The following is a 12370-nucleotide window of genomic DNA, read 5'->3' on the forward strand; positions in this document are numbered from 1 at the left end:
TCAACTGCCGGCGGCGTTGGGCGAGGTGAGGGAGGATTGCAGCGGTCCGGGCGGCAGGACGGGCTCCGGTGCCGGGACGACGGGCGGCAGCATGTTCTCGCGCAGCACATGCTGGCGGCCCGAGAACAGATCGGTGCCGATGGTCCGCACATTGTCCAGCCAGGCCGAGGACATCTCGCACAGCGCCGGATCGCGCTCCTCGCCCCGGCAGACCGCCGTTTCGCCCCCGGGACCCTGGACCACATGCATGCCGGGCAGGGGACGGACGCGGAAGTCCTTGGGGGTGCGAGTCAGGTCCATGGGCGTGGCGACGGGCCGGTCCAGCAATTCCAGGATCAGCGAGGGCAGCTGGTACATGGGCATGTCGCCCAGGCGCAGCGGGCCCTGGCGCCCGTCGATGACGATCAGGGGCGTGGCCGAGACCTCGACGAACATCTTATCGGTGAATTCGCTGCGGCTGCGGGCCAGGACCCCGGATTGGGTGTAGTTCTCGAAATTCGGCCCCAGGAAGGGCAGATGGTCGCCGAAGATGACGATGATGCCGTCCGGGTCGCGGGCGCGCAGGTCCTTCAGCAGGTCCATCAATTCCAGCGTCTTGTAATGGACGGTGTTGGCATAGAGGGCCAGGCGCTGGTCGCCATGCTTGGCGGTGATGACCGGCGGGCGGTTGTCGTTCAGCGGATAGTCCAGATGGCCGAAGAAGGTCAGCACGTAGTTGAAGACGGGCGTGCCGGTATCGAGCATCGGCTCGACCTTTTCCATGACCTGGCGGTAGAGCGAGGCGTCGCCCAGGAACTCGCCGTTCATGTCGTCGAGCTGGAAGTCCTTGGCCGACCAATAGGTGCCGAAGCCGATGCGCTTATAGGCGTTCACCCGGTTCCAGAACACCGCGACATTGGGATGGGAGGCGACCGTCTCGTAGCCCAGTCCGCCCAGGGTGCGCGGCAGGCAGGGGACTTCGTTGCGCAGGCGGCCTTCGAAGAAGACGGCATCCTCGGTCACAGGAAAGCCGCACAAGGCTTCGAATTCGGCATTGGCGGTATAGCCGCCGAAGACCGGCGACAGGGCACGGGACTTGCCGGTGGCGTCCCACAGGGCACGGAACTCCTTGGCGAAGGGGTCCTGGGACAGGCCGGCCTTCTTCAGGACCGACGGATCCCAGAAGCTTTCGAGCACGATCATATGGACATTGCGCCCGGCGCGCGGGAAGGCTTCGGCCTTCTTCGTGGCCTTGCCGTCGGGGGCGGGCAGGGCGGCCGGGTACATGGACGGCATCAGGTTTTGCGACGCCGCCAGGACATGGCCGCGATGGGGCGGGTCGTCGCGCCGCGCGGCATGGCGCGTCGTTTCCTGGAGGATATGCACCAGCGGGCCGCGCCGGATGTAATTGCCGTGCTGGTCCCAGACGATATTGCCGAAGCGCTTGTCCATGGCCGCGACCAGCGGCTGGGGCGTCAGGGTGATCGCCGCAACGGCACCGGCGAGGCCGAGGGCCGCGATGCGCGCCCGCCAGGGCTTCAGCGTGATGGCGGCCAGCAGCGACAGGGTCAGCGCGGCGATGGCCAGCCAGCCCAGGACCAGCCAGCCGCCTTCCAGCAGCAGCATCAGCGTCGGCAGGGAACCGGCGTCGTCGGGCATCAGGGGGCCGCCGAGAATGGCGATCTTCATGGGGTTGCCCAGATGGAGCAGTGCCATCAGCACCGTCGCCAGGACCAGGAAGACGGCCAGGTTGCGCGACAGCGCACGGAGAAGCACCGCCAGGATCAGATGCAGGGTCAGATCGGCGGGAATGGCCTCGGGCCGCAGGGCGACGCCCAGGTTCCGTTCTGCAAACCACTGGAAAATTCCATACAAGGCCGCCACAGCCGCCAAAGGCAGACCCCAATGGAAAAGAAACATGCGACCGTATTTTACCATAGGTGCTTCCTGCAGCGGATAAATCGCGCATGTGGTTATTGGCGGGCGGAGAATTGCAACAGAATCGTCATAAAAGCAACCGCTCCTACACCACATTCTTACACTTTCGTGACATCACTTTTGGGCAGAACGATGGTTGCTTCGGCGCAACGCTCCCTCTACGATTGGGAACGCTGCGGACAGAGGTCGCAGCCTGGCCAGAGGTTTCGGAGACGGCGGTGCCGAACAGCACTGGGGTAATGCTAACGGAGACGGTAGATACGGCCTCCCCCGACAAGGAAGGCGTGCTTTGGCGCGCAATCCTGGACGGTGCGCCTGACGCCATTCTAGCGCTAGACGGGAATGGGCGTATCGCCGGCATGAATGCGGTGGCCGAGGCACTGTTCGGCCGGACGATGGTGCAGATGCGGGGCCAGACGCTGGATTCGCTGCTGGAAAAGAGCAGCGCGCTTCCCGCCTGCCTTACCGCCGCGCGCCAGGCCGGGCCGGGCATGCCGCAGCGCTGCCTTCACATCGGCCTGGACGGTACGCCGGTCACGCTCGAGGTCACCGTCACCCCGGCGGACGGCGTTTATAATCTGGATGTGGTGGTGCTGCGCGACGTGTCGGGCCGCACCGAACTGGAAGACGCGCTGATCGAGACCGAGGAAAGGCTGGCGGGCATCATCGCCAACCTGCCCGGCATCGTCTTCCAGCGCATGCAGACCCCCGACGGCGCCCTGTTCTATCCCTTCTTCACCATCGGCGTGCGCGACATCCTGGGCTACAGCCCGGAAGACATGCGGGTGAACGCCGAGGGCTGCCTGGAAGTGGTGCATTGGGCCGACCGTGACGAGCATATGGCCGCGATTCGCAGTTCCGCCGCCTTGCTGGAGCCCTGCGTCGAGGAATTCCGCGCCATCACCCGGGACGGCGAGGTGCGTTGGCTGCGCGGCACCTCGCGGCCTCAGCGCCTGTCGGGCGGGGAGGTGCTGTGGGACGGCGTGCTGCTGGACGTGACCGACCGCAAGCGCATCGAACAGCGCTTGGAAATGATCATGGACAATGCGGCCGACGGCATCATCACCGCCGACGAGCATGGCTGCATCGAGAACGTGAATGCGGCGGTCGAGCGGCTGTTCGGCTATTCCGCCTCGGAACTGGTGGGCGGGTCCATGGGGCTGCTGATGCCCGAGCCCTACCGCAGTACCCATGCGGATTATCTGAGCCAGTATCTGGAAACCGGGGAATCCCGCATTATCGGCAACGGGCCGGTGGAATTCCTGGGGCAGCGCCGCGACGGCAGCGTCTTCCCGATGGAACTGGCGACCACCGAAGTCCGCATGGAAGGCCGCCGCCTCTTCGTCGGCATCGCCCGCGACGTCACCGGCCGCAAGCAGACCGAAGCCGCCCTGCGCGAAAGCCAGGAGCGGATGCATACCATCGCCACCCATCTGCCCGGCATCGTCTATCAGCGCGTGCTGAAGACCAACGGGCAGCTGATCTATTCCTATGTCAGCGAGGGCTGCCGCCAGGTGCTGGGGGTCGAGCCGAGGGAATTGCTCGACGATCCCACGCTGTTCGTCCAGGCCCTGACGCCCGAGGCGCGTGACAGCTATGCCGATGCCCTGCAACGCTCGGCGCGCTTCCTCGAACCCTTGGACGAGGAATTATGCGTCATCGCCCGCAATGGCGAGATGCGCTGGCTGCGTGGCCGGTCGCGCCCGCGCCAGATGGAAAACGGCGATCTGGTCTGGGACGGCGTGCTGCTCGACGTGACCGACCGGCGCGAGGCGGAGGAACGCCTGTCCTTCCTCGCCTATCACGACCCGCTGACCGGCGTCGCCAACCGCACCCGCTTCATCGAGCTTTTCGAACAGGCCTCGCGCCGCGCGCTGGACCGCCGGGAGAGGCTGGCAGTGCTGTCGCTAGGCATCGACCGCTTCACCATCATCAACACCACCATGGGCCATGCCGTGGGCGATCAGGTGCTGATCGCCGTGGCGCAGCGCCTCCAGAAGGCGCTGAAGAGCGGCGATTTGCTGGCGCGGGCCAGCGGCGATCGTTTCCTGGTCCTGCTCGACGGCCTGGCGACCAAGCGCGACATCAACCGCGCCGTTGACCGCATCCTTTCGCAATTCCATGTTCCGGTGGTCATCGAGGCCGGGGAGTTCGACCTCAGCGCCTGCGGCGGGGTGGCTCTCTACCCGAATGACGGCGATGACGCCTCGACCCTGATCCGCAATGCCGAGGCGGCGCTGGCCGATGCCAAGAGCCAGGGGCCGGGGACCCAGCAATTCTATACGCGCGAGATGAACGATCTGGCGACCCGCACCCTGTCGGTGCAGAACCGCCTGCGCCGTGCGCTGGAACATGAGGAATTCGTCGCCTTCTACCAGCCCCAGCTCGATCTTCAGAGCGGCGCGATCGTCGGCATGGAGGCCCTGGTGCGCTGGATGGATCCGGAAAAGGGCATCGTGCCACCGGGCGATTTCATCCCGGTGGCCGAGGAATACGGGCTGATCGACGCCATCTGCGAACAGGTGCTGCGCGATTCCTGCCGCCACAACCGCGCCTGGATGGAGGCCGGTCTGGCCGAGGTCCCGGTGGCGGTCAATATCTCGGGCCGTCAGTTCCAGAATTCCCGCCAGCTCATCGCCACGGTCCAGGACGTGCTGGCCGAGACGGGCCTGCCGCCCCGGCTGCTGGAGTTGGAGCTGACGGAAAGCTCGGCCATGAGCGACGCCAATACCGCCATCGCCGTGGTCCAGATGCTGAAAGAGGAAATGGGAATCTCCTGTTCCATCGACGATTTCGGAACCGGCTATTCCTCGCTCAGCGTGCTCAAGCGCTTCCCCATCCGCAAGCTGAAGATCGACCGCTCCTTCGTCACCGACGCCATCACCGATCCCAACGATGCCGCCATCGTCAAGGCGATCATCGCCATGGCCCATGCACTGAAGCTGAAGGTGGTGGCCGAAGGGGTGGAAGTGGTCGAGCAGCTTGAATTCCTGCGCCGCCTGGGCTGCGACCAGATGCAGGGCTATTTCTTCAGCCGCCCGTTGCCGGCCGATGCGATGGAGGAACTGTTCCGCAGCGGGCGCCGCCTGCCGCTGGCGACGGCGGAGTAAAGCCTCCAGGCGTCGAATGGGGTGCAGGCGAGAGTCTAGCAGGTTGCGGAAAAATCGGCTCTGTCTGCACCGCATCGTCACTCCCGCGAAAGCGGGGGACCATATGGGGGCTTGTGGAGATGTGAACCGCTCAAGACCGATGCTGCGGCAGCATGGATTCCCGCTTGCGCGGGAATGACGAGAAAAATAGGAGTTTTCCCGCAGTATGCTAGATCGTGATGCCCTTGCGGTGGCTCACAGTCTGTAAAGCGGCCATGCTTCGAGACGGCCCTGCGGGCCTCCGTTAACCTATTGAGATATTTTCCGAATTAGCCTCATGCCGAGGAGCCGCCCTGGCGGCGTCTCGAAGCATGGGGCGGCCCCGGCTCGGCCGTCAGGTGCTCGACCAGCTTCCGGGCATGGAGGGGCAAGGCCTCGAAACGCCGGACGCAGAGGACGAGACGGCGCAGCGCCCACGGGTCCTTCAGGCGCAGAAGGCGGATGGGCATGGAACGGCGGCAGCGCCGCGCGGCGGTCTCGGGCAGGATGGCGATCCCGACGCCGCTCGCCACCATGCGGCAGACCGCCTCGAAGCCGCGCAGGCGCACGCGCAGTTTCAAGGGCGTCCCGGCCCGGATGGCGTGCTGGACGAGATGATCCTGCAAGGCGCTGCCGGGCGTCAGGCCGATATAGGGTTCGGCCAGCGTTTCGTGAAAGAATATCTCCCGCCGTCCGGCGAAGGCATGGTCCTGCGGCACGACCAGGACCAGCCGGTCGACCCGGAAGGGGAAGGTTTGCAGTCCCGCCAGGTCCACCGTATCGGCGACGATGCCGATATCTCCCCGTCCTTCGGCGATGGCCAGGGCGATCTCGTAGCTCAGTCCCTCCTCCAGGTCGATGTCGATATGGGGGTGGCGGGACAGATACGCGCCCAGGCTTTCCGGCAGGAATTCGGTCAGCGCCGCCGTGTTGCACAACAGGCGCAGATGACCTTTCAGCCCCTGCGCATATTGCCCCAACTCCCCCCGCATCTGCTCGACCTGTAGCAGAACGAGGCGGGCATGGTGGACCAGGGCTTGCCCGGCGGGAGTCGGCTGGACGCCCCGGGGGCCCCGTTCCAGCAGGGGAGCGCCGAGCGTTTCCTCCATTCCCCTGACCCGGGCGCTGGCCGAGGCAAGCGCCAGTCCGGCCGCCTCGGCGCCCTGGGTGATGCTTCCCGCCTCGGCGATATGCAGGAACAGGCGTAGGTCCGTCAGGTCGAAGCGCATGGGGGTCTTCCCAGAAGAAGGGACAGGGGGATGAGCCTTCGTGTGAGGCGAAGGCTCGTGCCGGAAATCCCAGATTGTCATCATGCCGGGCGCCAAGCAAGCTGGCCCCCATGTTCGAGTCTTCGCTGTTTCTGGCCTTCATCGGCCTCGTCTTCCTGCTGGCAGGCTTCGTCAAAGGCGTTATCGGCCTGGGCCTGCCCACCGTGGCGGTCGGCCTGCTCGGCCTGGTGATGATACCGGCCCAGGCGGCCGCCCTGCTGGTCGTGCCGTCGCTGGTCACCAATCTCTGGCAATTGATCGCCGGTCCCGGCCTCGTCAGGCTGATGCGCCGCCTCTGGCCGATGATGGCGGGGATCTGCTTCGGGACCTGGGCCGGGACGGGGATGCTGGGCGGCGCGAATGCGGCCCATGCCACGACGGCCCTGGGGCTTGCCCTGGTGGCCTATGCCGTTCTCGGCCTCGCTTCCTTCCGCCTGAATGTTCCGGCGCGGACGGAGGGGTGGCTTTCCCCTCTGGTCGGGGCGGTGACCGGCTGGATCACGGCGGCGACCGGCGTTTTCGTGATCCCCGCCGTGCCCTATCTCCAGGCGCTGGACCTGGAGAAGGACGAACTGATCCAGGCCTTGGGCCTTTCCTTTACCGTTTCCACCATCGCCCTGGCGCTTGGCCTGATGTATGGCGGGCTACTGTCGCAGGACATGGCCGGGGTCTCGCTGCTGGCGCTGCTTCCCGCCATGGCCGGGATGTTCCTGGGGCAATGGCTGCGCGGCAGGGTGAGCCCGCAGGCCTTCCGGCGCTGGTTCTTCCTTGGGCTGCTGGCGCTGGGAATTCACCTGGCGGTGAAGGCGCTGCTGTAGGCTTGTCCGGAAGGAGAAGTCCTTTCATCGACATGGGTAGTTGACGCTCTGTCCTGCGACGCCTATTCGTTTCCCAAACCAAAAGACGCTAAGGGCGCCGGTATGGGATTTCGCAGAATGACGGTTAGCTTTCTCAAGCATTCCTATACCATCCCCTGTGCCAGCGCCTTCCGCGATGCCATCGAGGCGCTGGCGGCGAAGCGCCGGGTCAATGTGGGCGATCTGGCACGTTCCGTCCTGCTGGTGGTGCCGGCTGGCGAGATCCAGGCCTTTCCCGATCCGGGCGAGCCGGAGGCCGAGGACCGCGAGACGGTGGTGCTGAAATCCGGCCCCGCCGAGGGCCGCCCCTGGCGCCGCAAGCCGCGTCTGCAGGTCCGCATGCCGCAGGGCTACAAGGTGGAATTCATCCGCAAGGCCCTGGGCGTGGCGCTGGCGATGGACCGGGGCGAACTGGCCGTCAGCCTGGGCCGCTCCGCCCCCGTTCCCCAGGACTACACGCCGCAGCGCCTGCCCGAGCATCTGGAAGAGATGGAGCGCATGCGCGCCATCATTTCCGTGCTGGCCTTCGAGCCCTTGGCCGAGGGGCCGCGCAATCGCGCCGAAGCCTTGCATGTGCTGGGCTTCCCGCCTTCGGCCAATCCCGACATGCGGAAAGTGCGCGCGAAGTTCCGAATGCTGGCGACCATCCACCACCCCGACAGCAATTACGGCAGCCATGCCCGCATGAGCCAGCTCAACAAGGCCATGGAGATACTCAAGCGGGCCTCCTAGCTGATGCTGCCCGGTTTGACCGCTTGCTGACAAAGTCGATACCGCTTGCATGGACTCCCGCTTTTGCGGGGGGGGGGCGAGGGCTCAGGTCCTTGAAGGCGGCGCAAATAAAAACCCCGCCGGGGACGGCGGGGTTTCGAGGTCGTTCTGGCGGTGCCGGAATTACTTGTTGGTGGCGCGGTCGATCGCGGCCTGGATCATTTCGGCGGCCTTTTCCGGGCCTTCCCAGCCCTTGATCTTGACCCACTTGCCTTCTTCGAGGTCCTTGTAGTGGGCGAAGAAGTGCTCGATCTGCTGAAGCAGGATCTTCGGCAGGTCTTCGGGCTTCTTCACTTCGTCGTAGAAGGGGTGCAGCTTGGTGTGCGGTACGGCCAGGATCTTTTCGTCATGGCCGCTTTCGTCTTCCATCATCAGCACGCCGATCGGGCGCGAGCGGAGGACGGAGCCGACCGCCACCGGGACGCGGCCCAGGACCATCACGTCCACCGGGTCGCCGTCATCGGACAGGGTGTGCGGGACGAAGCCGTAATTGACGGGATAGTACATGGCGGTGTGCAGGAAGCGATCGACGAACATCGCGCCGGATTCCTTGCAAACCTCATACTTGACCGGGTCGCTGCGGAGCGGGATCTCGATGATCACGTTCACGTCGTTCGGCGGGTTCTTGCCGATCGGGATCTTCTTGATATCCATGCTGCTATCGTTCCTTGTGCCTTAGGTCTGCCCGTCACGTAAGGACGTCGGCGGCGGGAGAATAACCGTAACCCAGGTCTTGAGCCACCGCTTCGTGCGTAATCCTTCCGGCGTGCACGTTTAGGCCATTCCGCAGCTGCGGATCGTCGGCAAGGGCCTGCTTCCAGCCCTTGTCGGCGAGGGCGAGGACGAAGGGCAGGGTGGCGTTGTTCAAGGCGATGGTCGAGGTGCGGGCGACCGCGCCGGGCATGTTGGTGACGCAGTAATGGACCACGTCATCGACCATATAGGTGGGCTCGGCATGGGTGGTGGGGTGCGAGGTCTCGAAGCAGCCGCCTTGGTCGATGGCGACGTCCACCACCACCGCGCCGCGTTTCATGCGCGACACCATCTCGCGGGTCACCAGCTTGGGCGCGGCGGCGCCGGGCACCAGCACCGCGCCGATCACCAAATCAGCATCCAGCACCGCGCTTTCGATGCCGTCCATGGTGGCGAACAGGGTGTTGAGGCGGGGCCCCCAGCGGTCGTCCAGCTCGGTCAGGCGGGGGAGGGAGCGGTCGATGACGGTGACTCGCGCTTCCAGCCCGATCGCCATGCGCAGAGCGCTGGAGCCGACAACGCCGCCGCCCAGCACCACCACATGGGCCGAGGGCACCCCGGCGACGCCGCCCAGCAGCACGCCTTGCCCCCCTTGCGCCTTTTCCAGGCAATGGGCCCCGGCCTGCACCGCCATGCGTCCGGCGACCTCGCTCATGGGGGCGAGCAGGGGCAGGCGGCCGAAGCGGTCGGTCACGGTCTCATAGGCGATCGCCGTCGCCCCCGAGGCCATCAGGCCGCGTGCCTGTTCGGCATCGGCGGCCAGATGCAGATAGGTGAACAGCACCTGCCCCTCGCGCAGCATGGCCCATTCGCCGGGCTGGGGTTCCTTGACCTTGACCACCATCTCGGCGTCCTGGAAGACGGAGCGGGACTCGCCGGCGATCTCGGCCCCGGCGGCGCGGTAATCCGCGTCGGTGAAGCCGCTGCCCAGACCGGCCTGGGTCTCGACGGTCACGGCATGCCCGCGATGGACCAGTTCGCGGATGCTGGAGGGAGTGAGGCCGACCCGGTATTCGTGGGTCTTGATTTCCTTGGGGACACCGATGCGCATGGGGTTTCTCCCGCCGGCATGCAATACTCCCTGAAAAGATGGGGATTCTTGGAAGGGCCGCAAGCTGCAGGGGTTGAAACCCCTTCCCCAGGACAAAGGTCTGTGGATATCGGCAACCGAAGGAGTCCGCCCCATGTTCGGCCACCGCGTCACCCTGTTCCGGTTGATGGGCTTCGCCGTCCGGGTCGATCTGTCCTGGCTGTTCCTGGCGGTGCTGATCACCTGGAGCCTGGCGGAGGGCTATTTCCCCCAGGCCTTGCCCGGCCTGGCGCCGGGGGCGTATTGGGCGATGGGGCTGGCCGGGCTGGTGGGGCTGGCTTTTTCCATCATCGTCCATGAATTCGCCCATTCCCTGGTGGCGCGGCGCTTTTCCATGCCCATCAACGGCATCACCCTGTTCATCTTCGGCGGCGTGGCTGAGATGGAGGAGGAGCCGTCCTCGCCCAAGGGCGAATTCCTGATGGCGATCGCGGGTCCCTTGACCAGTTTGGCCGTCGCCCTGGGATTCTGGGGCGTGGTGCTGGGGCTCGAGGCGGCGCTGGGCGATCCCGCGCAGCCCGGCCTGCATCCGGCGGCGGCGGTGGCCGGTTATCTGGCCTTCATCAATGTGATCCTGGCGGTGTTCAACATGGTCCCGGCCTTTCCTATGGATGGCGGGCGGGTGCTGCGCTCGATCCTGTGGGGATGGCGCGGCGATATCCTGTGGGCCACCCGCATCGCCGCCCAGGCCGGATCGGTCTTTGGCATGGTGCTGATCGCCCTGGCCTTGGTGTCGCTGCTTTGGGGCAATGTGGTCGGCGCGGTATGGTGGTTCCTGATCGGCCTGTTCGTGCGCATGGCTGCCGCCAGCGCCACCCAGCGGCAAGTCGCCCAGACCGTCTTCTCGGCCCGTCCGGTGCGGCATTTCATGCGTCACCGCCCCATTGCCGTCCACCCCGACCTGCCGCTGAACCGGCTGGTCGAGGAATATTTCTTCCACCACTATTTCAAGGACTTCCCGGTCACCAGCGACGGCCGCCTGCAAGGGGTGGTGTCGCTGGAGGCGGTCAAGCGGATCGAGGACGGGCGGCGGCGCTGGACCACCGTTTCCGCCGTCATGGAGCCGGTGGGCGCGGACAACGCCATCGATGCCGACGAGGATGCGGGCAAGGCGCTGGGCATGATGCAAAGGCTGGGCAAGACCCGCCTGCTGGTCACCGAACGCGAGCGGCTGGTCGGCGTGCTGGCCCTGCGCGACCTGATGAACTATCTGGAACTCCGCCAGAGCCTGTCCGAGAGCGGCGGGCTGAAAAAGGCGTCGTAGCGCCGCAGGTCCGGCGGCATTCCGCCTCTTCCGGCTGCTCCATTGACAGACCCGGCAGGTCGGTTGATCCTTTGGCTCCGTTCTACCCGGAGCCTTCCATGTCCAGATCCTGGCGTCTGCCAATCCTGATCCTGTTCTGCGGGTCGCTGGTGCTGTCCCTCAACCTGGGCATTCGCCAGTCCCTGGGCCTGTTCATCCCCGACCTGATGAACGAGAAGGGCTGGAGTGCCGGGACTCTCGCCTTTGCCTTCGCGATCCAGAATCTGGTCTGGGGCCTGGCCTCGCCGCTGGGCGGAATGCTGGCCGACCGCTGGGGGACGGCCAAGACGCTGGCCCTGGGCTGTGCCGTCTATGCCTCGGGCCTGGCGCTGATGGGCATGTCCGACAGCGTGTGGATGCTGCATGGCAGTGCCGGCCTGCTGATCGGAGCGGGGGTCGGGGCCACGACCTTCCCCATCGTGTTGGGAGCCATCGGCCGGGCGGTGCCGCCCGAGAAGCGCAGCTTCGCCTTGGGAATCGCCAGCGCAGGCGGCTCGTTCGGCCAGTTCATCATGGCGCCCGTGACCCAGCAGCTCAATCTCGGCTTCGGCCCGGAAACGGCGCTGCTGCTGCTGGCGGCGATCAGTCTGCTGATGGTGCCTGCCGGTCTGGCCCTGGCGGGCAAGCCCGAGCCGGGGCAGGGTGTGGGGCAGCAGAGCCTGACGGAGGCCCTGCGCGAGGCGGCGGGACAGCGCAGCTATCTGCTGCTGATGGCCGGTTTCTTCGTCTGCGGCTTCCATGTGGCCTTCATCTCGGTCCATCTGCCGGTCTTCTCGGCCTTGTGCGGCATGGTTCCGGCGGTGGCCGCCACCTCCCTGGCGCTGGTCGGGCTGTTCAACATCTTCGGGACGCTGACGACCGGGGCCCTGGGCGGGCGCTATCCGAAGAAATGGTTGCTGTCGGGAATCTATTTCGGCCGCGCCGTCGCCATTGGCGCCTTCATGCTGGCACCCAAGACCGAGGCTTCCTTCCTGATCTTCGCCAGCGTCATGGGTTTCCTGTGGCTGTCCACCGTGCCGCCGACCAGCGGGCTGATCGCGCAGATCTTTGGTCCCCGCTACCTCGCCAGCCTGTTCGGGCTGGTGATGCTCAGCCATCAGGTGGGCGCCTTCCTAGGCGCCTGGAGCGGCGGGCTGGTCTACGACCTGACGGGGTCCTACGATGCCGTCTGGGTTGCCGCCCTGGCGCTCGGCGTCTTCGCCGGGCTGGTGCATCTGCCGATCCGCGAGGCGCCGCTGCAGCGGGAGGCCGTTCCGGCCTGAGAAAGGCCCTTCCGCCTGGAA

9 protein-coding genes are annotated in these 12370 nt (G+C 66.0%); 5 read left to right on the top strand and 4 right to left on the bottom strand.

Annotation, left to right across the window (positions count from 1 at the left end):
* A complete protein-coding gene (locus EPD66_RS13345; protein WP_221930982.1) occupies positions 1–1917 on the bottom strand; it encodes an LTA synthase family protein in 1917 nt (638 codons plus the stop codon).
* A gap of 284 nt (positions 1918–2201) precedes the next feature.
* Between EPD66_RS13345 and EPD66_RS13350 the strand changes: the two genes are divergently transcribed.
* A complete protein-coding gene (locus tag EPD66_RS13350) occupies positions 2202–5027 on the top strand; it encodes an EAL domain-containing protein (RefSeq protein WP_255448485.1) in 2826 nt (941 codons plus the stop codon).
* A gap of 314 nt (positions 5028–5341) precedes the next feature.
* Here the strand turns inward: EPD66_RS13350 and EPD66_RS13355 are convergent, their stop codons facing one another.
* Positions 5342–6274, bottom strand: a complete 933-nt coding sequence (locus EPD66_RS13355; protein WP_142849011.1) for a LysR substrate-binding domain-containing protein — start codon at positions 6272–6274, stop codon at positions 5342–5344.
* A 110-nt stretch (positions 6275–6384) separates the two neighbouring features.
* Between EPD66_RS13355 and EPD66_RS13360 the strand changes: the two genes are divergently transcribed.
* Positions 6385–7131 (top strand): sulfite exporter TauE/SafE family protein, encoded by a 747-nt coding sequence (locus EPD66_RS13360; protein ID WP_142849012.1) that lies wholly within the window; start codon positions 6385–6387, stop codon positions 7129–7131.
* 117 nt (positions 7132–7248) lie between these two features.
* A complete protein-coding gene (locus EPD66_RS13365; protein WP_142849013.1) occupies positions 7249–7902 on the top strand; it encodes a J domain-containing protein in 654 nt (217 codons plus the stop codon).
* A gap of 162 nt (positions 7903–8064) precedes the next feature.
* On the opposite strand, the gene ppa is transcribed toward EPD66_RS13365, so the two are convergent.
* A complete protein-coding gene (ppa, locus tag EPD66_RS13370) occupies positions 8065–8595 on the bottom strand; it encodes an inorganic diphosphatase (protein ID WP_142849014.1) in 531 nt (176 codons plus the stop codon).
* 34 nt (positions 8596–8629) lie between these two features.
* Positions 8630–9745, bottom strand: coding sequence for an alanine dehydrogenase (ald, locus tag EPD66_RS13375; protein ID WP_142849015.1), 1116 nt, complete (start codon positions 9743–9745; stop codon positions 8630–8632).
* A gap of 133 nt (positions 9746–9878) precedes the next feature.
* Between ald and EPD66_RS13380 the strand changes: the two genes are divergently transcribed.
* Both EPD66_RS13380 and EPD66_RS13385 read left to right on the top strand, forming a co-directional pair.
* Positions 9879–11048, top strand: coding sequence for a site-2 protease family protein (locus tag EPD66_RS13380; RefSeq protein WP_142849016.1), 1170 nt, complete (start codon positions 9879–9881; stop codon positions 11046–11048).
* Positions 11049–11146: 98 nt separating this feature from the next.
* Positions 11147–12349 carry an MFS transporter gene (locus EPD66_RS13385; protein ID WP_142849017.1) on the top strand — a complete coding sequence of 401 codons (1203 nt, stop codon included), beginning with the start codon at positions 11147–11149 and terminating at the stop codon, positions 12347–12349.
* Positions 12350–12370: the final 21 nt, after the last annotated feature.

It is taken from the genome of Telmatospirillum sp. J64-1 (assembly GCF_006980715.1).
Classification (GTDB): Bacteria; Pseudomonadota; Alphaproteobacteria; order Rhodospirillales; family Magnetospirillaceae; genus Oleiliquidispirillum; species Oleiliquidispirillum nitrogeniifigens.